This window comes from Caulobacter sp. GW821-FHT10A06 (assembly GCF_059415805.1).
Map to the genome: position 1 here is coordinate 114,611 of NZ_JBWKNY010000009.1, position 25,986 is coordinate 140,596.

Consider the following 25,986-nt stretch of genomic DNA (forward strand, 5'->3'; position numbering starts at 1 on the left):
CCCGTCAGCTGGCGGCGCCGGGTGGCCAGTAGCCCATGAACAGCAGGGTCAGCGCGAAGGTGTCCATCGCCCCATGGGCCAGGATCGCGGCCCAGAAGTTGCGGCCCGAGGCGTAGTAGGCCCAGGCCAGCACCAGGCCCGCCCAGGTCGTCATGAACACCCCGGACGGTCCTTGCGGCGCATGCAGCAGGCCGAAGATCAGCGCCTGGCCGATCGCCGCCAGCGCCAGGCCGCGCCGGCTGCTCCCAAACACCCGGCCCAATCGGTTCATGAAGAAGCCCCGGGCCGTCAGCTCCTCGCCCAGCGCCGCGCAGATCCAGGCCGCCGCGATCCAGGCGACATAGGCGACGGGCTCGGCGACGATCACGGCGCGGATGTACTCGACGTTCGGCGCGGGCCAGCCGAAGACCCGGGTGAACACCACGCCCAGCAGCATGGCGCCCAGCTCGGCGACCGCGAAGGCGGCCGCCGCCCAGCCCAGGACGGCGCGCCACCGCGCGGGCCGGCGCAGGCCCAGGTCCCGGTACGAGATCCCGTCGCGCAGCAGGAACAGTCCGCCCGAGACCACGGCGACCAGGGTCGCCAGCGTCATGACCGGCAGACGCACCGGCGTGGGCAGCAACGGCGCCACGTACATCGTCAGCGCCAGCGAGGCCGCCATCAGCACGGCGATCACCGCCACGATCTGCAACAGCGCGCTCACGCGCGGCCAGACCCCGAACCTACCCTGCCGCACGCAACACTCCGTCGGGACGCTTACCCCCTGCGACCCTAGAGGTGCGCCGCGCGCCTGGGTAGAGCTTAGACCAGCCCCCGCTTGGCCGCCTCCAGCGCCGCTTCCGCTCGCGAGCAGATGTTGAGCTTGCGGTAGATCGCCTTGACGTACCCCGCCACGGTCAGCTCGGTGACGCCCATGACCTTGGCCGCCTCGCCCGAGCGCAGGCCGCGGCCGATCAGGCGCAGCACCTCGGTCTCGCGGGGCGTCAAAGCGGCCTCGGGCTCGGCCGCCGCCTGGGGCTTGCGGAAGTAGTCCAGCATCCGCCGCGCCACGGCCGGCGACAGCGGCGTCTCGCCCGCCTCCAGCCGCCGCAGGTAACGGACCAGTTCGTCACGGCCCATGTCCTTGAGCAGATAGCCGCCCGCGCCCGCCGCGATGGCGTCGAACAGGTGGTGGTCGTCGGCATAGATGGTCACCACCACCGACCGCGTCGCCCCGCCCGAGCGCTCGGCCAGATCCCGCAGGAAGTCGACGCCGCGCCCGTCCGGCAAGCCTAAGTCCACCAGCGCCAGGTCGGGCGCGCCATCCGACAGGAACGAGCGCGCCTCGGCCAGGTCCGCCGCGCCCCGCGCGACCACGCCCGGAAAGGCCTCGGACAACGCCGCCAGCAGGTGCTCGCGGGTCTCGGCCTGGTCTTCGAGGACCAATGCGGTGGAAGGCAGGCTCATGCGGTCGCGCTCACATCGATCGGCGCGGACAGGCGGATCACCGTGCCCTTGGCCGTCTCGGGGATCTCGACCGCCCCGCCGATCTCGCCCAGGCGGCGCTCGAGATTCGCCAGGCCGCTGCGCCGACCGGGCTCGCCAGGCAGGCCCACGCCGTCATCGCTGAGGGTCAGTTCCAGCCGGCCGCCGTCCTCATGCACGGTCACCGCCATCGTCGTGGCCCCGGCGTGGCGGATGGCGTTGGACACCACCTCGCGCACGGCCGAGGTCAGGTTCTTGTAGACGCGGTAGGGCGCCGTGCGGTCGGGGTCGGCCAGCTCGACCGGCGGCCAATCGAGCGCTAGGCCGGCCGCCTCCAGGCGTTCGGCTGTCTCGTGGCGCAGGTCGGCCAGCACCGCCTCCAGCGGCAGGTCGTGGCCCGACAGGCCCGAGACGATGGCCCGCAGGTCGCCGATCGCCCCGCGCATGGCCTCGCGGGTCTGGGACAGGTCCTGGCGGTGCAGGCCCGACAAGAGCCGCGCGCCGACGTCGTCATGCAGGTCGCGGGCGATGCGCAGGCGCTCCTCGACCACGCCCCGGGCGTAGGCGTCGCGGCCTTCCTCGATCTGTGAGAGGAGCCCCACCAGCTGGTCGGCCAGCTGGGCCTGGGCCGCGCCGAACAGGCCTCGGCCGCGGAACGGGAAGCGCAGGGTCAGGGCCGTGGTGCCGGCGGCGGCGGGCAGGCCCAGGGCCACGCCCTCGTCCAGGATCTCGGCCTTGATCTGTAAAGGCCCGCCGGCGCTGATTTCCAGCGGCTCATAGACCTTGGACAGCAGCGCTTTCCAGGCGTCCGCCCGCGCCTCGGCGTCGTGGATCAGGGCGACCTGGGCCACGGCGGCGAACATCTCGTGGTCCTTCATGGTCTTGCGGCCGATCGTGCGCCGCCACAGCACGTCGCGGAACGGCAGGTAGGCGAAGGCGACGATCAGCAGCGACACGCCCAGCGCCGTGCTGGGGGCCGCGCCCAGGGCGGTGATCAAGAGGCCGTCCAGGGCCAGCATGGCCGCGCCGGCGCTCAGGTAGAACAGGATCCGGAACGCCCACTGGTCTAGCTCGAACAGCTTGTGGCGGCGCAGGCCCACGGCCATGCCGACATAGATGATCACGAAGAAACCCAGCGAGTAGCGCGGGTCCAGGAACGGCGCGCGGCCCAGGGCGATCGGCACGGCGACATTGCCGATGAAGGCCCCCGCTCCCACGATCACCGACAGTCCCAGCCAGCGGGCGGCGGCCATGGCGGCGGGGTCCTTGCGGCTGGCGAAGACCTGGACGCCGATGGCGACGATGATCAGGGCCATCTCGATCGAGGTGATCGCCTGGCCGGTGCTCTCGACCGACGGATTGCCGGGCAGCAGCGGCGTCAGCGCCCAGCCCAGCACCCATAGCGGCGCCAGCAGCATCAGCGGCGCCCGCGTCACCCGCTTGGGATAGGCCAGGAAGAAGGCGATCATCGCCCCGCCGAAGGCCACCGCGCCGATCATGTTCAGCAGGGCCGCGGCCTGGGCCAGGACCCGGTCGGTCACCAGTTCGACGCTGGAATTGACCGCCCAGCCGAAGGTGAAGGCCAGCATCGACAGGCCCGTCACGGCGAACAGCTGGGTCGACAGCTCGCGCGGCCGCAGCGCCCAGACCCAGCCGACGATCAGGGCCGCGATCAGCCCGAACGCCAGATTGGCCCAGAACTCGGCGTTCAGGGTGGTCAGCGGCCGGGGGCGATCGTCCAGGGTCACCGGGCGCTGGACCTTATCCGGACCTTCCAGCCGCACGACCAGCGGCCGGGCCTTCAGGGCCTGGGCGAAGGCGCCTTGCAGGCGGTGCTGCTCGCGGGCCTGGACCTGGGTGGCGGGCGTGTCGAGGCCGCCGATCTCGGCGGCGCGCAAGGCCGGGGCCGTCGGGTCGGCGCCGATTCCGGCCAGCCGATCCCCCACCTTGGCCCCGGCCCGCGCCAAGGGCCCCTCGGGGTCCAGGCGAGTGATGACGATGGCGCCGTTCGGCCGGCTGTCGAAGCCGCCTCCCAGCCAAGCCGGGCTCAACGCCATCCACACGCCGACCAGGGCGGTCGCCACGCACAGCAGGACGACGCCGAGCAACAGGGTGGTGGGTGACGATGTACGCATGGATGAGCCGAGCTTGGGGCAGGACAAGCACGGCCGCAACTCTCACGGAACACCGTTACGGGGACACCCCCAGGATTGGGGGTTGCGCGGACCTCAAATGACGCCGCCGCTCCAGCAGAATTCGGCCGCGCCGACCTGGCACCACTGGTCGATGCCCTCGACCTCCTCGCCGGCCACGACGGCCTGGCAGACCAGGCTGGTCTTGGGCGCCACCTTGCGGATCGGCGGCTGGCTGCGGTCGGGCGTCGGGCGGATCTGCAGCCAGACCGAGGTGGTGACGGGGCCGACCTTCACCGCGCCGGACGCGACGGCCGTTGGCGAGCTGCTGTTCTGCTGGAACACCCGCACCACGTCCTTCAGCAGCTGAGCGTAGGAGCGGTTGCTGGCCGACAGCCCCATCTGGGGATCCTGCCGACGCGCCGGATCCAGCACCGAATGGCCGACGACATGCCGCGCCGGGTCCAGGCCGTGATGGTCGCACAGCGCCGCCAGCACCCAGACATAACGGGCATAGGCCGCGTCGGCGTCGATCCCGCCGCCATAGCAGTACTCGACCCCGATCGCCGCATCGTTGGCGTCGTAGCCGAACATCCGGTTGTCGTTCGGGACCGAGTACAGAACGTGCAGGGCCTGCTCGGCATTGGCGAAGGCCGGGATCGTCTCGACGATGCTCTTGTCGTCCACGAACAGGTGGGCCGAGCTGACGATCTTCGGGTTGGGGTCGTTGCGGTACCACTGGGCGTGACCCGCGGCGGTGGCGCCCGGATTGCCGCTGTCGTGGGCGACCAGGAACTTGACGCCGGGCGTGACCCGCCGCCCGGACCGGCGCTTCGAAATCGGGGCGTGAATCTCGGTGACCGGATAGAGCGCGGTGAAGGCCATGGATCACCCGTACGTATGGGGTTCGGTGGTCGTGGCGGCGGTCGTGGTGGTCCCGCCGGCCTCGGACGAGGACTCTGGCGTCAGCTTGTCGCGTTCGCCGAAGAAGGTGTCGGCCCGCTTCGACAGCCACAGCGCCACGCGGTCCGAGAACATGCCCGCCAGCACCCCGACGGCGCAGAAGGTCATGAAGTTGGCCTTGCTTTCGTCGAAGGCGATGTTGCCGCCCAAGAGCGCCGTGCCGCCGCCGAGCACGATATAGACCCCGGTCGAGATCAGCCCGCCCAGGAAGATCCGCGACAGGATCTTGCCCCCGGCCGAGGCCGAGATCGAGTTGTTCGGATAGACGATCAGCACCAGCGTCACCAGCAAGGCGCCGAACAGGCCGGAGACAAAGGCCATCACGATCTGAAGGATCGCCGGCGGTATCCTGGCGACGAAGGGGCTCAGAATAAACGTATCCTTGAGCGCCGTGACATCGCTGAAGATCATTCCGAGCGGTTCGGCGGCTTTCAGAATATTTTGCAGCTCCGACAGCTCCCTGCCGGTCGCCTCCAACGTATCCGTCGCCGTCTTCAGATCGGATGCTGCCTTACGCTGGCTAGCAAGCGCAGCCTCAAGCGCGCGATAGTTGTCGACTTGACCAGCGAACGTCGTAGCCACGGTGGGATTTGAGTTCCCGCATTGACGCGCCCTATCCCAACGCCCCTCATAAGATATAACGAAAAATAATGATGTTGGGACGACCTTACTGCACAACCTCTGCACCTGCTCAAAGAGCGGTGTAATCTTTGCCGCAGTAGTTTTTACATTTTCTCGAGAAGTATCGTAATCTTTAACTGCTTTTCTGGCTGTCGCCTGCTCAGTAGCATACCGCCCCCTTATCGTTTCAATCTTTTGCTCAGCCTCGATCGCTGCCTCAAGACGCACGCGTCCGGAGCTGTAGTCGAGCCGCTCGCGCACTGGCGTGACAACCGGCTTGGCGGCGTCGGCGGCCGGATCCGTCTCATCGGCCTCATCGGCTTCCTCGTCCTTGGCCGGCGGTACAACCTGCGCCGGCGGGGGCGTGTTGTTGAACGCCTCCAGTCGCGTGATCACGCGCTGCTGAGCCGCCGCCGTCACCAAGACCAGAAGAAAGCCGTAGGTTACCGCCAAAGCGCCAAGGGCATGGCCCAAGAACGTCGCGAAGACGCCCAAGGACCTCCAGACTACACCCCAATTGATCTTGATCGGCATCGCCGCCTCCCCCCGAAGGACTTATGGCGACCTGCAGCTACGCCGCACTGATGCTCGCGAGCTCGCCCACGGCAAAGGTTAACACAGCCTTAGCAAGATAAAAGCGCCCACACACTCAAAACGAGCGATAAAATCGAGACGCCCGTTATTTGGGCGCCTCCAGGTAGCGCGCCGCGAAGTCGAGGAAGAACGGCCAGTTCGGGCCCGGCGTGTGGCCGCCCTCGTGCTGGCGGAAGGCCAGGTCGCCGTCCGCGATCAGGGTCAGGGGCTTGGGGAAGGTCGTCGCGCCCAGGTCCTGCTTGCCCAGCAGGCGGTAGACCGGCCCCGCCGCAACGGTGGCCATGAACATCCCCCGAGGGTCGGTCCAGGCGTCGGCCTCGTCGTTGCCGACGCTGATGAACAGCGGCCGGGGCGCGACCAGAGCGATGAGCTCGTGAGCATCCACCGGCAGGTCGTCGGCGGTCAGCGGGCCGGCGTATTTCAGGAAGTTCCCGGCCATCCAGTGGTGCTCGCCCTCGGCGGCCAGGTTCTCGACCTGCTCGCCGCGCTTGCGGCGGTGCAGCTTGGCGCCGCCCTCGCCGGACGAGGCGATCAGGCCCACGGCCAGGCGCGGCTCGTAGGCCATGGCCACCAGCGCGCCCTTGCCGTAGCGCGACAGGCCCTCGATCCCGACCCGCTTGGCGTCGATCGCCGGGTCGGTCTCGAAGTAGTCGATGGCCCGGCTGACGCCCCAGCCCCAGGCGCGCAGGGCGCCCCAGTCGTCGGGCTTGCGGGGCTGGCCTCGGTTGGTGAGGCCGATGATCCCCTGGTTCAGCTTGCCCGGATCGTCGGCCTGGACGCTGGTCGGGTCGAGGATCGCGTAGCCCCAACCGCGCGCCAGGACCAGGTCGCGCCAGTCGGGACCGGGCGGCGGCGGGCGGTTGCGCGCCCACGGCGGACCGTCGGGGAAGCCCAGCTCCAGGATCAGCGGGACGCCAGTCTTGCCTTCGGGCGTGACGACGAGGAGGTCCAGCGAGACGTTGATCGGCGGCGCCCGGCGGTTGTCGGCGACGCCGGCCAGGCGCTTCTCGATCACCGGCACGCCGGCCCGGACCGACTTGGTTTCCTTGACCACCTTCCAGGTGACCTTCGGGGCGTTCCTGGGGATCCGCCCGTGCTCCTCGCGCTCGAACAGTTCGACCAGCTGAGGCCGGCGGGTCTTCCACCAGGCGTCGGCGTCGGGGACCGGGCGGCCGTCCGGGAAAGCCAGCGGATCGGGCAGCAGGCTGAACGGCCCGGCCTTGGCCTCGTCGTAGTTCACGGCATTGGGCGCGGCCTTGTTGTAGCCGTCGACGCCGGGGCGCAGGGGCTTGGTGATGCCCAGGCTTTTCAGCATGCGCGCGTGCTCGGCCTGGCCGGCGGCGACGTCGCGTTGCGGGAACTGGGCGGCAGCCGGGGTAGCGGTCACAAACGCTGCCGCCACGGCGATTTTGAGCATTGATCTTACAAGTGTCATGACGTCATCTGACCTCTGCCATGCGAAACATTCTTACCGTTCTGGGCACCGCCCTGACCCTGGGCCTCGCTCTTCCCGCGCACGCCGAAGAGCTGCCCCGCATCGCCCGCCAGGACGGCGCGCATCGGCTGCTGGTCGGCGGCAAGCCGTTCCTGATCCTGGGCGGGGAGCTGGGCAATTCCTCGAGCTCGGACCTCAAGGACCTGTCGGGCCACTGGGCGGTGCTGAAGGCGGCGAACCTGAACACGGTGCTCGCGCCCGTGACCTGGGAGCAGCTGGAGCCCGTCGAGGGCCAGTTCGACTTCACCGTGCTGGACGGCATGATCGCCCAGGCCCGCGCCAACGACATGCGGCTGGTGCTGCTGTGGTTCGGCGCGTGGAAGAACAGCATGTCGACCTACACGCCAGCCTGGGTGAAGCGCGACCAGACGCGGTTCCCCTTGGCCCGCACGGCCGAGGGGAAGGCGATCGAGATCCTCAGCGCCTCGTACCCCGCCACCCGTGACGCCGACGCCAAGGCCTATGCCGCGATGATGGCCCACCTGAAGGCGGTCGACGGCGAGCAGCGCACCGTGCTGATGGTCCAAGTCGAGAACGAGATCGGCATGCTGCCGCAGGCCCGCGACCATAGCAAAGCGGCCGAGGACGACTTCAAGAAGCCCGTGCCGGCGGCGGTGCTGAAGGCGACCGGGGCCAAGAAGACGGGCACGTGGGAAGAGGTGTTCGGCGCCTCGGCGGCGACCGACGAGCTGTGGCAGGCCTGGACCTTCGGGCGCTACGTCGAGGCGGTGACGGCGGCCGGCAAGAAGGCCTATCCGCTGCCGATGTATATCAACGCCGCCCTGCCTCGGCCCAATACCGTGCCCGGCGGTTATCCCAGCGCCGGCCCGCTGCCGCACCTGATCGACCTGTGGCGCGCGGCGGCGCCGTCCTTGGACATGCTGAGCCCGGACATCTACTTCGCCGACTTCGTGAAATGGATGCCGCCCTACGACCGGGCCGACCAGCCGCTGTTCATCCCCGAGGCCGACCAGGCCGGCAAGACGCCCGCGCCCGGCAACGCCTTCTGGGCGATCGGCGAGCACGACGCGATCGGCTTCTCGCCCTTCTCGATCGAGCACCTGCCAGCGGACGGGGTGAAGACCCTGGGTGCGGCCTATCGGCTGCTGGACCAACTGACGCCGCTGATCACGACGCATGATGGCGGCAAGACCATGCGCGGCTTCCGGGCGCCGGTGGCCTATGACGGGACCGTGGACCTGACGCCTCGGAAGGCGAGCTTCGGGGCTTGGGATTTCACGGTGACGGTGGTGGATCCGTGGACGCCGAAGGATGCCCAGGACTATGCCGCGCATGGCGGGCTGGTGATCCAGCTTAGCGCCGACGAGTTCCTGGTGGCGGGTCGGGGGATCACGATCACCTTCGCGACGCAGGGGGCCAGCGTCGGCTTGGAGAGCGTGCGGGAGGTCAGCTTCCTGGACGGGAAGTGGGTTGATGGGCGCTGGCTGAACGGCGACCAGACGCACCAGGGCCGGCACGTGCGGTTGCCGCCGACGGAGTTCGGGGTGCAGCGGGTGAGGCTCTATAAGTACCGATAATTCAGTGTCATCCCGGGCGGCGAAGCCGACCCGGGACCCAGGGGCCGAGCGCAGTGCGGTAGCCCCTGGGTCCCGGCTCTCCGCTACGCTGCGGCCGGGATGACACGCTATTTTTGCGGGCTTACTGCGCCGCGCCATGCGCATAAACGCCCAGCATCGTTCCGACGAACCCACCGGCCACCTTGGTGCTCAGTGTGGTCCCGTCAGCCCCCGCCGTCAGCGTCTCCCACGTCCCCGGCGCGGTGCCCCAGGCGAAGTCCAAGGCCCCGCCCTTCACGACGATCTTCAAATTCAGGCCATCGCCGGATTTGAGGGAAACCGGCTTTTCCGCCACCACGACACCATCGACCGGATCGCCCTTGCCGGCCCGCTTCTCGACCCGCACGACGGTCTTGCCGCCAGCCCGCACCAGGCCCACGAACCAGTAGAAGTCGTCGTTCTGCACCGCCACCAGGCCGGCCTTGTCGCCGTCGGCCTTAGGCTCGAACCGCACCGTCGTCGACACCGTGGCGTTCATGTGCTGCTGGCGCCGCGCCCAGACGCTGGGCTGGTCATTGTCGCCGATCTTGGCCGCGCGAGCGTCCAGGCTGAGGATGCCGCCCTTCACGCTCCACCAGCGCGAGGTCGGGATGCGCATGGTCATCCAGTTTTTGGGCAGCTCGGGCCCGGCGAACATCTCGGCCGCCCGGAACGGACCCGAGGTGGGTGAGGTCTTCACCGCCGGCAACTTCGGCGCGGCGCTCACGTACGGGATCGTCTGGCCCTTCGGCAGGATCACCGGCCAACCGTCCTTCCACTCGACCGGCAGCAGGAAGGTCTCGCGGCCGGTGTTGTACGCATCATCGCCATAAGGACGTACAGCTAAGAAGGTCGCCCACCACGAGCCGTCGGGGGCGTCGACGATGTCGGCGTGACCGGCCGAGGTGATCGGCAGCGGGCGGTCCTTGGGCAGGCCGCGCTGGGTGAGGATTGGATTATCCTTATACGGAACGTATGGGCCAGTGGCCACCTTCGAGCGCAGCACCACCTGGCTGTGGCCCTCGGCCGTGCCGCCCTCGGCGGCGACCAGATAGTACCAGCCGTCCTTTTTCAGGATGTGCGGCCCCTCGGGCCAGATCGGCTTGGTCGAAGGGTCGACGCCCTTGTCCAGCAGGACCGAGCGCGGGCCGATCGTCTTCTGGGTCTTGGGGTCGTATTCCTGGATCCAGATGGCGCGGTGGCCCTGGTACTCGGCGGGCCCCGGCGGGTTGTCGTTGTTGACGATCCAGGCCCGGCCCCCACCATTGGCGTCGTCGTCGAAGAACAGCGAAGCGTCGATGCCGCCGACGTCCGGCAGCCACACCGGATCCGACCACGGCCCCTTGGGGTCCTTGGCGGTGATCAGGAAATTGCCGCCGCAGTCGACGCAGGTGTTGAGGATGTAGAACAGCCCGTCGTGATGGGTGATGGCCGGCGCGAACACCGCCCGCGACAGGCCCAGCCGCTTGAAGTCCAGCATGCCGGGGCGGTCCAGCGCGTTGCCGATCTGCTCCCAGTGGACGAGGTCGGTCGAGTGGTGCACCGGCAGACCGGGGAACCAAGCGAAGGTCGAGTTGACCAGGTAGTAGTCCTTGCCGACGCGGGTGACCGACGGGTCGGGGTAGAAGCCCTGGACGATCGGGTTGCGGTACTGGCCGGGGGCGCGCTGCACCGAGTCCGACGGGTCGGAGCCGCTGTAGACGAAGTTGGTGAACTGGGCGGTGTTGGGGGCGGCGTTCGCGGCGGTGGCCATCAGGGCCAGGGCCAAGGTCAATCTCATCATACGCATCCCCTCTCACCGATCATCCCCGCGAAAGCGGGGATCCAAGCCGAGCTTGTGTCTTCACGCCGTGCTCCAACCCGCGCCACCGCTTGGATCCCCGCTTTCGCGGGGATAGTCGGAGTTTGGTTTAGGTCTACCGCGCCGGGGCCGCCCGGAACGCCGCCGCCACCGCCTCGCGCAGCGGCTTGGGTTTGTACGCATCATCATACAGCGTCGGCCGCTTGGGCAGCTTGTCCTGGCGATACCACTGGTTCTGCAGCCACGAGTACTTGTCGACCATGCCCCAGGCCAGGACCTCCTTGGTCTGCTTGTAGCTGAGCATCTGGTCGAGGAACGCCTTGGCATAGGCCGCGACCTCGGCGTCGCGGGGTCCAAACGCGGCCGGCAGGCCCTTGTCGTGGACGTCGAATTCGGTGACCAGCAGGTCGTAGCCCATGCCGGTGACCTCGTTCAGGAAGGCGGTCCATTCCTTCGTCTGCGGCTTGCCGAAACCGGTGAAGCTGTCGGCGTTCTCGGCGCCGATGTGGCTCTGCACGCCCAGGGCGTCGACGGGCGTGCCGCGCTTCTTGAAGCCTTCCAGCAGCTTCAGCACGCCGTAGCGGTGCTGCTCGTTGCCGTTCTCCTGGCTCATGTAATCGTTGTAGACCAGCCGAGCCTTGGGCGCGGCCTGGCGGGCGACGTGGAACGACAGGTCCAGCACCTGTTCCTTGCCCATCGCATCGGACAGGAAGGTGCTGCGGATCGAGCCGTCCTTGGGGTCGACGGTCTCATTGACCACGTCCCACGAGATCATCTGCGGATAGCGGCCGCACAGGGCCTGGATGTGTTCGGTGACCATCTTGGCCGCCGCCTCGGCGGGGCGCGAACCGAAGTCGTAGGTCTTGGTCCACGCCGGGAACCATTGCGGGTGGTGCCACAACAGGGTGTGGCCGCGCAGGGCCTGGCCGTTCTGCTTGGCGAATTCGGCGATGCGGTCGGCGCGTTCGTAGTCGAAGGCCTGCGGGCCGCGGGCCCGGACCACGTACCACTTCAGCTCGTTCTCGGGCACCAGCACGCCGCACTCGCGGGCCAGGATCTCGCGGTACTTGGGATCCTCGAACGAGCCGGTGATCGCGCCCTTGGGCCCCGCGCCGACGGCGCTGCCGAAATAGACGCCCTTGGCCTTGGCCAGGTCGCGCAGCGGGGTTTCATCGGCCCACGCCGAGCCGGCGAAAGCGGTGGCGGCGCCGGCGGCGCCCACGGCCAGAAGATCTCGGCGAGAGAGGCTCATTCGTCAGGCTCCCAAGAAAAAGGCGCGCACCGTCTTGGAGGACCGATGCGCGCCAAAACAAAGACAGTTGGCAGGAGTAACCAGGCTTCCCCGGCCGGTTTCCGAAACGAGGATCGGAAGCCGGAAAAGCCCATCCATCCGTACCCGCCGGCCCGAGGGGGAGACCCTCGGGCCGACAAGCAGCGGAACTTAGAAGCTGGCGCGAACCACCAGCGTGTAGCGGCGGTCGGCCATGAACCACGAACGACCGGTCTTCAGCAGGTCGCTGTTGAGGACCTGCGTGGTGCGGGTCGTCTCGTTGGTCAGATTCACGCCCTGGATCCCGACCTTCATCTTCGGGGTCACGTTGTAGAAGATCGAGCCGTCCAGCTGGCCGGTGGCCTCGTTCATGATCGGCGCGAACGGCACGATCACGTCGCGGACGGTCAGCAGGAAGTCCGAACGCCAGTTGTAGGCCAGGCGCGCCGACAGCTTGCTGGTCTCATAGACCACCGCGAAGTTGGCGTTGTGCTTGGACAGGCCCTGCAGCGGCAGCTTGCTGGTGTCGACCGTGGTGATGCGGCCGGCGGCCACGTCGGGGTCGGTCGCCGACAGCGTGCTTTGCGGCACGCCCGAGCTGTCGATGTAGCTGTAGTTGGCGTTGATCCCCAGCTTGTCGAACGGCTTGGGCAGGAAGTCGTAGAACTGCTGGTAGCCGACTTCGAAGCCCTTGACCGTCGACTTCTTGGTCGAGTTGCCGGGCGTGGTCACCAGCACGTCGAACGTGGCGCCGTTGTTGGTGAACGGCACGCGGGCGGTCGAGTTGTAGGCGACGTCCGTCAGCTGCTTCCAGAAGGCCGCGACCGTCAGCGAGCCGACCGGCGCGAAGTACCATTCGACCGAGGCGTCGATGTTCTTCGATTGGGTGGGCTTCAGGTACGGATTGCCGACCGTCACGTTGCCCGACGGACGACCGTTGGTGATGCCGTCGGCGTTCGTGTTGAGGGCCAGGTTGTAGTAGTTGCGGGTCAGGCCGATGTCGGGCGGCGTGATCGTCTTGGACAGGCCCAGGCGATACTGCAGACCGTGCGGCATGACGACCTTCAGGTTGAAGCTCGGCAGCCAGTAGTCGAACTTCGACTTGGCGCTGCTGGGCGTCACCGAGCCGTTGGCCCAGGCGCGAGTCGCGGCGCGGACCGCCGGGGTCAGCTGGCAGAACGGCGACGGGGTCTGGCCGGCCGGAACGGCGGCGCAGTCGGCGTCGGACGGCAGGCTGGTCGACAGCGGATAGGCCATGAAGCCATCGGCGACGCGGTCCGTGCTGGTGTAGCGCAGGCCGATATTGCCGCTGACGCGGGCTTCGCCCATGTCGCCCTTGAAGCGCAGCATGGCGTAGGCCGACTGGGTCTTCTCGTTCACAGGATTGATTTCCTGCTTACGGAAGGGCGTGCCGGGGATGACGTCGCAGCGCATGGCCAGCGGGACCCAGTTCTGTGGGCAGCCTCCGGCCAGGCGGTCACGCCACTCGTCGCCCACCGACAGCAGGAACTTCGACAGGTCGGCGTAATTGTCGACCGTGTTGTTCGTGTAGAACAGACGCGGCTGACCGGCCGTCGGCGAGGCCATCTTGCCGCGCAGGAAGTTGTCGAACGCGTAGGTCTCGACCTGCGAGGTGCTGTTGAAGCCGCCGGCCGTGGTGGGGTTGCCGTTGATCGGGTCGTCCATCCAGACCGGACCGCCGCTGCCCCAGATTTCCGAGACCACGCCCCAGTTGTAGGCCGAGAAGCGGGTGGTCTGGTCGCGTTCCGACCAGCGCACGCCGGCCTTCACCGAGTCGAACCAGGTGTCGTCGTTGAACTTGTATTCGACGTCCAGCTTGACGGCGTCTTCCGTGCCTTCCGACTGCTCGATGTGGTCCATCGCCGAGCGCCAGAAGTTGTTGTACGGGTCGCTGAAGCTGTCATGCGGCGCGCGCATGTAGGACGTGCAGTTGGCGTTGAACGGCGTGCAGTTCGAGATCGACGTGCCGTTCGACGGCGCCAGGAAGCTGACGTCCGGCAGTTTGTTGCCGTTCAGCTTGATCGAAGCGTTCTGGAAGGTCGAACCCCAGATGCCCATGCTGATGGCGTCGACCGACGAGTCCACGTGCTGGGCGTCGAACAGGATCCCCCAGTGCTCGTTCGGGGTCCATTTGAAGTTGAAGCCGTAGTCCGACGTGATCGTCGTCTGCTTCTCGTCGCGGCGGACGTTGTTCGACTGCAGGCCGTCGATCGGCGTGCGCGGGTCGGCGCCCTGCTGGTCGGCGCGCCAGCCGGTGGTGCCGGTGATCACGCCGCTGGTGAAGATGCCCTGGTCGTCGAAGGTGAAGCTGGTGCCGGCGACCGGACGCGAGTCACCGTTGCTGGTGACGTTGTCGGTGGCGATTTCGATCGCGTGCTCGGTCCATTCGCTGACCGCCTTGGAGCGCAGGTACTGGAAGGCGGCCGACATGGTGCCGTCGTTGCTCTTCCACTGGGCGGCGAAGGCGCGGCCTTCGCGCTTGCGGTCGGTGTCGGTCGAGCGGAACGCCGCGCCGCGCGGGAACCACACGCCTTTCGTGCCATTGCCGCAGTTCGAGACGGCTTGGCCCAGATTGGTGCGGCAGCCGAAGTTCGAGACCTGAATGGCGTTGCTGCGGCTGGCCAGACGCGAATTGACGTACGAGGCCAGCAGGCCGACTTCACCGATGCTGGTCTGCCAGCGGTTGCTGTACAGGCCGGTGATCGACGGACGGTACTTCTTGATCATGTCGCCGTAGGTGACTTCACCCGACAGCGACAGCACCTCGCCCTTGGCGTCGAACGGCTGGCGGGTGCGCAGGTTCACGGTGCCCGAGATGCCGCCTTCGATCAGGTCGGCCGAGGGGCTCTTGAACACGTCCACGCCGCCCATCAGTTCCGAAGGAACGTCGGCGAAGCTGAGGATACGGCCGTTGTTGGCGGTGAAGGTGTCGCGGCCGTTCAGTTCCGAACGCACGAAGTTCAGGCCGCGCACGACCACGCCCGAGCCTTCGACCGAGAAGTGGTCGGGGTCGACGCCGGCGGCGAAACGGTTGATCGAGACGCCCGGCACGCGCGACAGCGCTTCGGTGACCGAGCGGTCCGGCAGGGCGCCGATGTCTTCGGCGGTGATCGAGTCGCCGATGATGTCGGACGACTGCTTCAGCTGCTGGCTGCTCTTGAGGCTTTGACGGATGCTGGTGACGACGACTTCGTCGACCGTGTCCGCCTCTTTCTTGTCCTGCGCCATGGCCGGCGCGCCGACCATCAGCATGCCCAGCGCAAGCGCCGAGGCCCCGTACTTCAGATTGTCGGCGATAGAATTGCGTCCGCGAGCCGCGGACGGCCTGTTGGCCGTTCCCATTAGTCCACCTCCCCTTTTGTTCGTTATGGCAGCAAGGTAGCGCTACCATCGGTCATGTTACCGTGACCATTGTTGTCAGATCACATGATAGACCACTACTCGTCAAGCCGTTGTCACACGGGTTCGGTTCGAGTAGCCGTAGGAATGGGAACGTTACCATTTGGGGTAGAGGCCTCGCGGTTTACCGCGGTCCTGCAGCCTCTATTCCTGATCTGGTCGCCTCCCCATTCGTGGTCTGGCCACGACGAACCGGATCTCGACGTCCGGCTTAAAACAAGGATGACAACGCAAGACAGCGTTGTCAATTTAGTCTTGTCCTGCCGGGTCATCTGACGAGACCTGAACGGGGATAAGGTATCGGGGGAGGCGTTGGAATGACGGGCGAAAACGTCCGCGCGGGGGTCGCAACAGACCCCAAGATGGGTAGGGTCGCCGCATGACTCCTGCTCCCATCCGCAAGATCGTCATCGTCGGCGGCGGCACGGCCGGCTGGATGACCGCCGCCGGCCTGGTCGCGATGCTCAAGGGCCTGCCCATCGAGATCGCCCTGGTCGAGTCGGCCGAGATCGGCACCGTCGGGGTCGGCGAGGCCGCCGTCCCGCACATCCGCAACTACAACGCCCGCCTCGGCCTCGACGAGGCCGACTTCATGAAGAAGACCCAGGCGACCTACAAGCTGGGCATCGAGTTCCGCGACTGGGGCCGCAAGGGCGAACGCTACGTTCATCCGTTCGGGGCGTTCGGCCATCCGATCGGCGGTGTCCCGTTCCACCAGCACTGGCTGCGGGCCAAGGCGCGCGGAGAAGCCGACGCCATCACCACCTACAGCCTGCCGATCATGGCCGGGTTCGCGGGCAAGTTCGTGCCGCCCTCCCCCGATCCGCGCTCGCTGGGCTCGACCTTCAACTACGCCTACCAGTTCGATGCGGCGCTCTATGCCCTGTACCTGCGGGCCTATAGCGAGGCGCGGGGCGTCACCCGCACTGAAGGCAAGATCGCCAGCGTCCAGCAGCGTCCCGACGACGGCTTCGTCACCGGCGTGACGCTGGAGATCGGCCAGGCGATCGAGGGCGACCTCTTTATCGACTGCTCGGGCTTCCGGGGCCTGTTGATCGAGGGCGCGCTGAAGGCCGGCTATGACGACTGGACCCAGTGGCTGCCCTGCGACCGCGCCGCCGCCGTGCCGTGCGACTCCGTCGAGCCGGCCACGCCCCTGACCCGCGCCACGTCGGACCAGGCCGGCTGGCGCTGGCGCATCCCGCTGCAGCACCGGGTGGGCAACGGCTATGTCTATTGCTCCAGCTATATCAGCGACGACGAGGCTGCCCGCGTCTTGCTCTCGAAGCTGGATGGCGAGGCCCAGCAGGACCCGCGCTTCCTGCGGTTCGTCACCGGTCGTCGCAAGAAGCAGTGGTCCAAGAACGTCGTGGCCATCGGTCTCGCCTCGGGCTTCCTGGAGCCGCTGGAGAGCACCTCGATCCACCTGATCCAGGTGGCGATCAGCACCCTGCTGGAGCTGTTCCCACACCAGGGTTTCGATCCCGCCGACCAGGACGAGTACAACCGGGTCATGGACCTGGAGTTCGAGCGGATCCGCGATTTCCTGGTGCTGCACTATCACGCCAACCAGCGGGGCGATTCCGAGTTCTGGCGCGACCGCGCGGTCGCCCCGATCCCGACCAGCCTGGCCGACAAGATCGCCCTGTGGCGCGAACGCGGCGTGGTGGCGGCCTACAAGGACGGGTTCTTCAAGGAGCCGTCGTGGCTGGCCGTCTATCTGGGCCAGAACATCGCGCCGCAGGGCTGGGACCCGCTGGTCGAGGCCATCCCCGCCGCCGAGTCGGCCCGCGTGCTGGCTGAGCTGAAGGCGGCCGTGGCGCGGACGGTGGAGGCCATGCCGGCGCATGAGGACTATCTGCGCTCGGTCGCGGACGCGAGGGTCTCGGCATGACGCGGATCCTCATTGTCGGAAGCGGCGTCGACGCCTGGATGACCGCCGCCGTGCTGGCGACGGCCGCACGGGGGACCGTCGAGGTCTCGGTGGCCAAGACCGGTCCTGCGGCTGAAGGCCAGTTTGTCGCCCTGCCCGCGCTGCGGGGTCTGCACACGCGGCTGGGCATCGAGGTGGGCGCCCCGCTGCTTGGCCTGCGCCACGGCGCGAGCGTCGAGCCGTTCGGCGACACCGGCGCGGTGCTCGAAGGCTTGGCCTTCCATCACTACTGGCTGCGCGCCGGCGATGGCGCGCCGCTGGAGGCCTGGAGCCTCACCGCCCAAGCCGCCGCGCGCGGTCGTTTCGCGCAGAGGAGCGCCGATCCGAGGTCGCCGCTCTCGACCCTGGACCATGGCCTGCTGCTGGACGCGGCGGAGTACGCCGAGACGCTGAAGGCCGTGGCGTTGAAAGCCGGCGCGGTGCAGGTCGGTGGCCGCCCCGACGCCGACCTGGTGGTCGACGCCTCGGGCGAGGCCGGCGAGTGGATCGACTGGAGCGCCTGGCTCCCGACGGGCGCGCGGCTCACGGGCGTCGAGAACCGCATCGCGACCTTCGCCCACGACGCGCCGCTGAAGGCCGGCCGGCGGGCGCGGGCGGTCACTGGAAATGTCGTGGCCGTCGGTGGGACCTTGGCCCAGATCGGCGCGGCCGATGGCGGTGACCTGCACCTGCTGCAAACCACCGTCTCGCGCCTGGCGGCCCTGCTGCCGACGGGTCCCGCCGCCGTGGCGGAGTTCAACCGCCTGACCGCCCTCGCCGTCGATCGGGCGCGGGATATGGCGATCCTGCGGTGGGGGGGGCTGGATGCGCCTCCCGAAGAGCTGGCCTGGAAAATAGCCCAGTTCAAGAGCCGCGGCCGCGTGGTGAGCTACGACGAGGAGACCTGGCCGGAGCAGGCTTGGGTGCATGCCCTGCTGGCGCGGGAGATCACGCCCAAGCGCTGGGACCCGCTGGTCGAGCGCGCGCCGTTGGCGCAGACGCGGGAGATGTTGGGGCGGATGAGAGCTGTGATCGAGCGTACGGCGGAGGAGATGCCGCGATGACCAACCCCATCCGCAAGGTCCTGATCGTCGGCGGCGGCACCGCCGGCTGGATGACGGCCGCCGCGCTGTCCAAGGTGCTCGACACCAAGGGCGTCGAGGTCACGCTGGTGGAGTCCGACGCCATCGCCACGGTCGGCGTGGGCGAGGCCACCATCCCGCCGATCACCACCTTCAACCAGATCCTCGGCATCGACGAAGCCGAGTTCATGCGGGCGACGAAGGGCAGCTTCAAGCTGGCCATCGAGTTCATCGACTGGAAGCACAAGGGCCACCGCTACCAGCACCCGTTCGGCAATTTCGGCCTGGATATCGAGGCCCTGAAGTTCCACCAGTTCTGGCTGCGCAGCCTGCACGAAGGCTGGGCCCAGCCGATCGACGACTACAACCTGCCGGCCACCGCCGTGAACCTGGGCAAGTTCGCCTTGCCGTCCAAGGATCCGGGCCAGGTGATGTCGGCCCTGAAATACGCCTTCCACTTCGACGCCAGCCTCTATGCCAAGTACCTGCGCGGCTATGCGGAAAAGCGCGGCGTCACCCGCGTCGAGGGCAAGGTCGGCAGCGTCGAGCAGGACGGCGAGACCGGCTTCCTGACCGGCGTCACCCTGGAGGATGGCCGGGTGCTGGAGGCCGACCTGTTCGTCGACTGCACCGGCTTCCGCGCCCTGCTGATCGAGCAGACCCTGAAGACCGGCTTCGAGGACTGGGGCCACTGGCTGGCCAATGACCGCGCCGTGGCCCTGCAATGCGAGATGGGCGGCGATGGCCTGAGCCCCTTCACCCGCGCCACCGCCCACGAGGCCGGCTGGGTGTGGCGCATCCCGCTGCAGCACCGGATCGGCACCGGCTATGTCTATTCCAGCAAGCACATCAGCGACGAGGATGCGCTGAAGACGCTGGAGGGCACCCTCGACGGCGCCCCCACCCAGAAGCCGAACTTCATCAAGTTCCGCCCCGGCCGCCGTAAGCAGATCTGGAACAAGAACGTCGTGGCCATCGGCCTGTCGTCGGGCTTCCTGGAGCCGCTGGAGAGCACCAGCATCCACATGATCCAGGCCGGGATCACCAAGCTCTTGGCCCTGTTCCCCGACCGCGGCTTCAACCCCGTCGAGATCGCCGAATATAACCGCCTGACCATCCTGCAGGTCGAGCTGATCCGCGACTTCATCATCCTGCACTTCCACGCCAACCAGCGCGACGAGCCCTACTGGAAGCAGCTGCGCGAGATGGAGATCCCGGCCGACCTGTCGCGCAAGATCGAGCTGTTCCGCAGCTCCGGGCGCCTCTTCCAGTCGGACTACGACCTGTTCGCCGAGCCCAGCTGGATCGCCGTCTTGCTGGGCCAGGGCGTGACGCCGCAGCGCCACGACCCGCTGGTCGACCAGTACGACCGCGCCTTCGTCGAAGGTCAGATGGAGCGGCTCGCCAGCCTGATCCGCCGGACCGCTGAATCGATGCCGACCCACGAAGCCTTCATCGCCCGCTACTGCGCGGCTCCCGAGTTCAAAGCATGACCCAGAACCACCGCCTGCGCCGCGTCGTCATCGTCGGCGGCGGCACCGCCGGCTGGATGACCGCCGCCGCCCTGGGGCGCTTCCTCAAGGACGGCTACACGCAGGTGACCCTGGTCGAGTCCGAGGCCATCGGCACCGTGGGCGTCGGCGAGTCCACGATCCCGCAGATCAACATCTTCAACCGCATGCTGGGGCTGGACGAGAACGAGTTCGTCAAGAAGACCAAGGCGACGTTCAAGCTGGGCATCGACTTCGTCGACTGGAAGGCAATCGGCCACAGCTACCACCACCCGTTCGGCCCCTATGGCGTCGACATGGAGGGGGTGTCGTTCCACGCCTACTGGCTGAAGGCCCACGCCATGGGCATCGCGCCGGACCTGGGCGAGTTCAGCCTGCAGACCGTGGCCTCGCGGCAGAGCAAGTTCATGCGCCCCAACGGTCAGGCCAACTCGCCGCTGGGCCAGATCGCCTACGCCTTCCAGTTCGACGCCGGGCTCTATGCCAAGTTCCTGCGGGAGTATGCCGAGGCGCGCGGCGTGGTGCGCCAGGAGGGCAAGATCGCCAGCGTCCAGCAGGACGGCGAGAGCGGGCACGTTTCGTCGGTTACCCTCGAAAGCGGCCAAGTCATCGAGGGCGACCTGTTCATCGACTGCTCGGGCTTCCGAGCGCTGCTGATCGAACAAGCCTTGAAGGCCGGCTACGAGGACTGGAGCCACTGGCTGCTGAACGACCGCGCCGTGGCCATGCCTTGCGCCCTGGGCGGCTCGCTGGCCCCGGTGACGCGGGCGACGGCCCGGCCGCACGGTTGGCAGTGGCGCATCCCGCTGCAGCACCGCCTGGGCAACGGCTACGCCTATTCCAGCGCCCATGTCAGCGACGACGAGGCCCTGGCCGACCTGCTGGCCAACCTCGACGGCGAGCCGCTGGCCGACCCGAATTTCCTGCGCTTCACCGCCGGCCGCCGCAAAAAGAGCTGGGACAAGAACGTCGTCGCCATAGGCCTGTCGGCGGGCTTCATGGAACCACTGGAGAGCCAGTCGATCCACCTGATCCAGGTCGGCATCTCGCGCCTCCTGGCCCACTTCCCCGACCGCCGGTTCTTCCAGGCCGACATCGACCGCTACAACCGCACCATGACCTTCGAGTACGAGAAGATCCGGGATTTCCTGATCCTGCACTTCAAGGCCACGACACGGAACGACACGGCCTATTGGGACTATCTGCGCGAGATGCCGATCCCGGACTATCTGGCCGACAAGATCGACCTGTTCCGAGGCTCGGGCCGGGTGTTCCGCGAGAACGAGGAGCTGTTCAACGACACCTCGTGGTTCGCGGTGTTCATCGGCCAGGGGATCATGCCGGAAAGCTGGGACCCGATGGCCGATCCGATGGACGAAGGGCTGTTCCGGGCGCGCATGGCGGAGATCAAGTCGGTGATCGCCAAGTCGGCGCAGGTGATGCCGGATCACATGGCGTTCATCGCGGAGAATTGCGCGGCGGGCTGAGCCCCCTATGCTGCCGTGATGACGACCGACTCCCCCGCCGCCTCGAAACGCGGACCCGGCCGGCCGCGCGATCCGGAGGTCGAGCGACGACTGCGGCGTGCGACGCTGGAAGTGCTGTCCGAACGCGGTTTCTCAGGGCTGACCGTCGACCGCATCTGCGAGCGGGCCGGCGCGCCGCGCGCCACCTTCTACCGGCGCTGGAGCGACCCGGTCGACGCCGTGACCGAGGCCTATACCGAGGCCTTCAGCTTCGAGACCCAGCCCGATACCGGCAGCGTCGTGGCCGACCTGGTGATCCTGGGCCAGACCATGGTGCGACTCTACAACGACCCGGTGATGGGCTCGTGCATGAGCTTCCTGGTCGTCGAGGCCCGCGTGCGCCCCAAGCTGGTCGCCTGGCACGAGAAGGTCTTCCCCATCCGCCGCGCCCACAGCCGCGCCATCGTCGAGCGGGCCATGGCGCGGGGCGAGATCGCGGCCAGCATCGATCCCGACCTGATCATCGACGTGCTCAGCGGCTTGGCCATGAACAATCACGCCACCGGCCGGCCGGTGACGGCGGAGGCGCTGGAGTTCGTGGTGCGCAGGCTGCTGGGGCTCTAGCGGCCCGCCACTCCCAGCACCGCCAAGGTCATCGCCTCCACCCCCGTGCGAATGGCCGGTTCCGGCGTCGGGGCGAAGAACGGCGAGTGGTTGGTCGGCACGGGCTTGCCCTCGGCCTTGAGCTTGTCGATCTGGTCCGGCGCATACCCGCCGATGCCGAAATACACAGACGGCACGCCGGCCAGCACGAACTCAGAATAGTCCTCGGACGCCGAGCCGGGCTTGTCCTCGAGGGTCGCCTTGGCCCCGAAGGCGGCCTTGAACACCGCGCCCGTGCGGGCGGTCAGGTCCGCGTCATTGACCACCATCTTGCCGCCGGGGTTCAGTTTCAGCTCGGGCTCGGGCGCGCCGGCCATGGCGGCGACGGCCTTGGCGGTGCGCTGGACGCCGGCCAGGATCTTGTCGCGCACGGCGGCGTCCTGGGTGCGGATCGTGCCGCGCAGCCGGACCCGGTCGGGGATGATGTTGCCGGCGCTGCCGCCCTGGATCGAGCCGATGGTGACGACGCCGAACTGGCTGGGATCCTTCTCGCGGCTAATCACACTCTGCACGTCGACGACGAAGCGGCTGGCCATCAGGATCGGGTCGATCGTGGCGCTGGGCATCGAGCCGTGGCCGCCCTGGCCGATGAAGGTCAGGTCGATGCCGTCCGAGGTCGAGGTCAGCACGCCCGCCTTGTACGACACCTGGCCGGCCGGGCTGTTGCCGACGTGCAAAGCAAACCCGTAGTCCGGCTTGCCGCCGATCTTGTCCCACAGCCCGTCGGCCAGCATGGCCCGCGCGCCGCTGGTCAGCTCCTCGGCCGGCTGGGCGACGAAGACCAGCGTGCCCTTCCACCTGGCTTTCTGGGCGACCAGCTGCTTGGCGGTCCCGACCCAGGCGGCCATGTGGATGTCGTGGCCGCAGGCGTGAGCGGTGAAGACCTTCTCTTCGCGGTACATCGCCGTCGCCTGGCTGGCGTAGGCCAGGCCCGTCTTCTCCTGCATCGGCAGGCCGTCCAGCTCGGTGCGGATCAGGATCTTGGGGCCGTCGCCGTTCTTGAGCACCGCCACGACGCCGGTCTTGCCGACGTTCTCGGTGACGGTGAAGCCTAGGCTGCGCATCTGGGCGGCCAGTTTCTTGGCCGTCTCGACCTCCTGGAAACCCAGCTCGGGGTGGGCGTGGATGTCCTTGTAGAGCGCCTCCAGCGCCGGGTAGTCGCGGTCCAGCTGGGCGTCGATGGCCTTCTTGGCGGCGGGCACGTTGAGCGGGGCGGCCTGCGCGGCGGTGGCGAGCAGCGCGGCGAGGGCCGTGGCGGTGAGGAGTTTCATGCGGGAGGTCTCGGGATAGGGGTCACAGGATCGACGGCCGAACCCAGCTTAACCGCTACCTCTGATGTGTCATCCCGGCCGTAGCGAAGCGGAGAGCCGGGACCCAGGGGCAACCGCACTGCATTGGCCCCTGGGTCCCGGATCGGCCCTGCGGGCCGTCCGGGATGACACGAGAGGTTGATCGATAAAACAATCTATGAGTGTATATCGGAATGCACACCTACTACGTCTATATCCTCACTAGCGGACGGAACGGCACGCTCTACACCGGTGTCACTAGTGATCTCGCACGACGGGTCTGGGAACATCGCGAGAAGCTGCACAAAGGCTTCACCGCGAAATACGACGTCACCAAGCTGGTCTGGTACGAGGCGTTCGGCGAGATCGACGAAGCCATCCAAAACGAGAAGCGCATCAAGCGCTGGCGGCGCGCCTGGAAACTGGCGCTGATCGAGAAGAACAACCCGCAGTGGCTGGATCTGCACGAGACGCTGAACTGTTAGCCCTCGCTGTGCAAAATTCTCGTGTCATCCCGGCCGAAGCGAAGCGTAGAGCCGGGACCCAGGGGGTGACGAAACGCGGTGCGCGCCGCCCCTGGGTCCCGGATCACGCCTGCGGCGCGTCCGGGATGACACTGAGTGGTTAGATCCCCGGCGCGTAAGGGAACTTCATCGCCTCGTACTCTTCGAGGCTCTTCGGCGGGGCCTTCTCGCCCGCCGGCAGGGGGCGCTTGGAGAAGCTGCCGAACCACGCCACCGACGCATCCCGCCACCACTGGGCCTCATCGCGCTGGATCTTCAGGTAGTCGCTCACCTCGGCATGGCGCTGGGCATCCACATACGGCGCAACCCCCGCCCAGGTCGTCTCCATGTCGTCGACATACTTCACGCCCAGCCCGTAGCGCTTCACCAAGCCGTCCCACAGCGTGTCACCCGACTTCAGCCGGTAGTCCCAGGAGAGGTGGTGGAACCACAGCAGGTCCTTCTCATCCACGCATTTGAGGTCGGCGAAACACGCCCCCACCGCCGGCGCGTATTGAGCCGTCGCATTGCTCCCCGTCGGCGTGCGATCAAAGCCAACCCCGTCCGGCCCGGCCTTGGCGTAGTACACGCTGGTCCAGTCGGCGCGCTCGCCGCCGGCGACCCACGGCCCGGGGCCGTAGTGGTGGCTGCGGCCCATCTGGTGGTGCAGGCCCAGCGGGGTCATGTAGTCGACCGTCGCCTCGCGCGAGCCCATCATCATGTCGACGACCGGCTTCACGAAGCGCGGGTCGTTGCTGAAGGTCATCTTCGCCCAGTCGGTCGCGATGTCCTTCGTCGAGGCCTCCGGATCCCAGGCCAGGCGGCCGAAGACGTACCAGTTGGCCTGGTCGAACTGCGAGCCCGACCAATTGCGGTCCGTGCCGATATTGGCCACCCCCGCCATCACGGTCAGCTTGCGGCCGTCCAGCTGACCGTCGACCACCTTGGCCACCGTCGAGCCCTTGCCCTTGGCCATCGTGTCGGCGCGCAGGGTCTCCTCGTACATCGGGCCGAGATAGACGAGGTGCGTCGAGAACCCGAGATATTCCTTGGTGATCTGGAACTCCATGCCGAGGTTCGACTTCGGCATGGCCCCGAACAGTGGGTGGAACGGCTCGCGCGGCTGGAAGTCGATCGCGCCGTTCTTGACCTGGATGACCACGTTGTCGCGGAACTGGCCGTCGAACGGCTTGAACTCGTTGTAGCCCTGCTTGGCGCGGTCGTCGGGCTGTTCGTGCGAATAGACGAAGGCCCGCCAGATCACGACGCCGCGATTGCCGACCGCGTCGGCCAGCATGTTGGCCCCGTCGACATGGGTGCGGCCATAGTCCTGCGGGCCGGGCTGGCCCTCGGAATTGGCCTTCACCAGGAAACCGCCGAAGTCGGGAATGGCCTTGTAGATCTCGTCAGCCTTGGCCTTCCAGAAAGCGGCGACGGCCGGGTCCAGCGGGTCGGCGGTCTTGAGGCCGCCCAGCTCGACCGGGGCCGACCAGCGGGCCGACAGATAGACCCGGATGCCGTAGGGCCGGAACGTGTCGGCCAGGGCGGCGGCCTTGGCGATATAGGCCGGGGTCAGGCTGTCGGCCTTGGCGTTGACGTTGTTCAGCACCGTGCCGTTGATGCCGATCGAGGCGTTGGCGCGGGCATAGTCGACCATGCGCGGATCGACATGGCCGGGCAGCCGCCACCAGTCGAAGATCGACTGGCCGGCATAACCGCGCTCGACCGTGCGGTTCAGGTTGTCCCAGTGGTTCAGCATGCGCAGCTTCACCTTGGGCGAAGAGGCGATGTCGAGGCTCTCGACCGGCTGGCGGGTCTGGATCAGTTCCAGGTAGCGGAACACGCCGTACAGGACGCCGATGTCCTTGGACGCGGCGATGACCGTGGTCTTCTTGCCGTTCACCGCCGTGGTGCGGATGCGATAGCCCTCGTCGCCGAGGCCGGCTTGCGGCGCGACGGTCAGCTGGATGACCCCGTCGCGGGAGCCGGCGGCGGCGCTGGCGGGCTTGCCGACCAGGCCGGTGAGGCCCCGCTCCAGCTCGGCGCGAGCGACCTTCAGCGTCGGGGTGTTGGCGACCGGCGCGATGGCGGCCGCGCGGGCGGCGTACGGCGTCTTGGCGGCGGCCTCGACCGGCTTATAGCGCAGCCACAGGTCATAGCCGTCCTCGGCCCGGGCAGCGGAACCGACCAGGACCAGGCCCAGCACCAAAGCCAGCAACCGCATTCGCTTCACTCCCACGCACG

At 67.7% G+C, this 25,986-nt stretch carries 17 protein-coding genes and 3 pseudogenes; 8 read left to right on the forward strand and 12 right to left on the reverse strand.

What is annotated here, in order from left to right:
• Positions 1 to 4: 4 nt before the first annotated feature.
• From AC07NF_RS24835 to AC07NF_RS24860, 6 genes are all read right to left on the reverse strand, one after another.
• On the reverse strand, positions 5 to 736 hold the full coding sequence (locus tag AC07NF_RS24835) for a CPBP family intramembrane glutamic endopeptidase (protein WP_494633357.1): 732 nt from the start codon (positions 734 to 736) through the stop codon (positions 5 to 7).
• Between the two features lie 65 nt (positions 737 to 801).
• Positions 802 to 1,446, reverse strand: a complete 645-nt coding sequence (locus AC07NF_RS24840) for a response regulator (RefSeq protein ID WP_494633358.1) — start codon at positions 1,444 to 1,446, stop codon at positions 802 to 804.
• Complete coding sequence (locus AC07NF_RS24845; protein WP_494633359.1) at positions 1,443 to 3,599, reverse strand: sensor histidine kinase; 2,157 nt, start codon at positions 3,597 to 3,599, stop codon at positions 1,443 to 1,445. Before AC07NF_RS24845 ends, AC07NF_RS24840 begins: the two co-directional genes overlap by 4 nt.
• A 93-nt stretch (positions 3,600 to 3,692) precedes the next feature.
• Complete coding sequence (locus AC07NF_RS24850; RefSeq protein WP_494633360.1) at positions 3,693 to 4,481, reverse strand: peptidoglycan recognition protein family protein; 789 nt, start codon at positions 4,479 to 4,481, stop codon at positions 3,693 to 3,695.
• A gap of 3 nt (positions 4,482 to 4,484) precedes the next feature.
• On the reverse strand, positions 4,485 to 5,714 hold the full coding sequence (locus AC07NF_RS24855; RefSeq protein WP_492815025.1) for a hypothetical protein: 1,230 nt from the start codon (positions 5,712 to 5,714) through the stop codon (positions 4,485 to 4,487).
• Positions 5,715 to 5,859: 145 nt separating this feature from the next.
• Positions 5,860 to 7,161 (reverse strand): alpha/beta hydrolase family protein, encoded by a 1,302-nt coding sequence (locus tag AC07NF_RS24860; RefSeq protein WP_494633361.1) that lies wholly within the window; start codon positions 7,159 to 7,161, stop codon positions 5,860 to 5,862.
• Between the two features lie 46 nt (positions 7,162 to 7,207).
• Between AC07NF_RS24860 and AC07NF_RS24865 the strand changes: the two are divergent.
• Positions 7,208 to 8,807: pseudogene (locus AC07NF_RS24865) on the forward strand (GH35 family beta-galactosidase).
• Here the strand turns inward: AC07NF_RS24865 and AC07NF_RS24870 are convergent.
• The 4 genes and pseudogenes from AC07NF_RS24870 to AC07NF_RS24885 all read right to left on the reverse strand — a co-directional run bounded on the left by AC07NF_RS24870 (position 8,792) and on the right by AC07NF_RS24885 (position 15,259).
• Positions 8,792 to 8,951 (reverse strand): annotated as a pseudogene (locus tag AC07NF_RS24870) (hypothetical protein). The pseudogenes AC07NF_RS24865 and AC07NF_RS24870 overlap by 16 nt on opposite strands.
• Positions 8,929 to 10,614, reverse strand: coding sequence for a glycoside hydrolase family 43 protein (locus tag AC07NF_RS24875; protein ID WP_494633362.1), 1,686 nt, complete (start codon positions 10,612 to 10,614; stop codon positions 8,929 to 8,931). Before AC07NF_RS24875 ends, AC07NF_RS24870 begins: the two are co-directional and overlap by 23 nt.
• Positions 10,615 to 10,741: 127 nt before the next feature.
• Positions 10,742 to 11,939 (reverse strand): annotated as a pseudogene (locus AC07NF_RS24880) (glycoside hydrolase family 10 protein).
• A gap of 128 nt (positions 11,940 to 12,067) precedes the next feature.
• Positions 12,068 to 15,259, reverse strand: coding sequence for a TonB-dependent receptor (locus AC07NF_RS24885; RefSeq protein ID WP_492815019.1), 3,192 nt, complete (start codon positions 15,257 to 15,259; stop codon positions 12,068 to 12,070).
• Between the two features lie 436 nt (positions 15,260 to 15,695).
• Between AC07NF_RS24885 and AC07NF_RS24890 the strand changes: the two genes are divergently transcribed.
• Genes AC07NF_RS24890 through AC07NF_RS24910 form a run of 5 tightly spaced genes read left to right on the forward strand, consistent with a single transcriptional unit; the run spans position 15,696 to position 21,911 of the window.
• Positions 15,696 to 17,210, forward strand: a complete 1,515-nt coding sequence (locus AC07NF_RS24890) for a tryptophan halogenase family protein (RefSeq protein WP_494633363.1) — start codon at positions 15,696 to 15,698, stop codon at positions 17,208 to 17,210.
• A complete protein-coding gene (locus tag AC07NF_RS24895) occupies positions 17,207 to 18,292 on the forward strand; it encodes a tryptophan 7-halogenase (protein ID WP_494633364.1) in 1,086 nt (361 codons plus the stop codon). Before AC07NF_RS24890 ends, AC07NF_RS24895 begins: the two co-directional genes overlap by 4 nt.
• A complete protein-coding gene (locus tag AC07NF_RS24900) occupies positions 18,289 to 19,803 on the forward strand; it encodes a tryptophan halogenase family protein (protein ID WP_494633365.1) in 1,515 nt (504 codons plus the stop codon). The genes AC07NF_RS24895 and AC07NF_RS24900 overlap by 4 nt, the downstream gene beginning before the upstream one ends.
• The gene (locus AC07NF_RS24905) at positions 19,800 to 21,308 is read left to right on the forward strand and encodes a tryptophan halogenase family protein (RefSeq protein WP_494633366.1); all 1,509 of its coding nucleotides are present in this window, start codon (positions 19,800 to 19,802) and stop codon (positions 21,306 to 21,308) included. The genes AC07NF_RS24900 and AC07NF_RS24905 overlap by 4 nt, the downstream gene beginning before the upstream one ends.
• An 18-nt stretch (positions 21,309 to 21,326) precedes the next feature.
• On the forward strand, positions 21,327 to 21,911 hold the full coding sequence (locus tag AC07NF_RS24910; RefSeq protein WP_492815010.1) for a TetR/AcrR family transcriptional regulator: 585 nt from the start codon (positions 21,327 to 21,329) through the stop codon (positions 21,909 to 21,911).
• Here the strand turns inward: AC07NF_RS24910 and AC07NF_RS24915 are convergent.
• Positions 21,908 to 23,221, reverse strand: coding sequence for an amidohydrolase (locus AC07NF_RS24915; protein ID WP_494633367.1), 1,314 nt, complete (start codon positions 23,219 to 23,221; stop codon positions 21,908 to 21,910). The two genes, AC07NF_RS24910 and AC07NF_RS24915, sit on opposite strands and share 4 nt — an antisense overlap.
• Positions 23,222 to 23,285: 64 nt before the next feature.
• On the opposite strand from AC07NF_RS24915, the gene AC07NF_RS24920 reads away from it, so the two are divergent.
• Positions 23,286 to 23,402: a hypothetical protein gene (locus tag AC07NF_RS24920; protein WP_494633368.1), complete on the forward strand. Its 117-nt coding sequence runs from the start codon at positions 23,286 to 23,288 to the stop codon at positions 23,400 to 23,402.
• A 31-nt stretch (positions 23,403 to 23,433) separates the two neighbouring features.
• Positions 23,434 to 23,724, forward strand: a complete 291-nt coding sequence (locus AC07NF_RS24925; RefSeq protein ID WP_494633369.1) for a GIY-YIG nuclease family protein — start codon at positions 23,434 to 23,436, stop codon at positions 23,722 to 23,724.
• 139 nt (positions 23,725 to 23,863) lie between these two features.
• Here AC07NF_RS24925 and AC07NF_RS24930 read toward each other — a convergent pair whose 3' ends face one another.
• Entirely contained in the window at positions 23,864 to 25,966 is a 2,103-nt protein-coding gene (locus AC07NF_RS24930) for an alpha-glucuronidase family glycosyl hydrolase (RefSeq protein ID WP_494633370.1), read from the reverse strand.
• Positions 25,967 to 25,986: the final 20 nt, after the last annotated feature.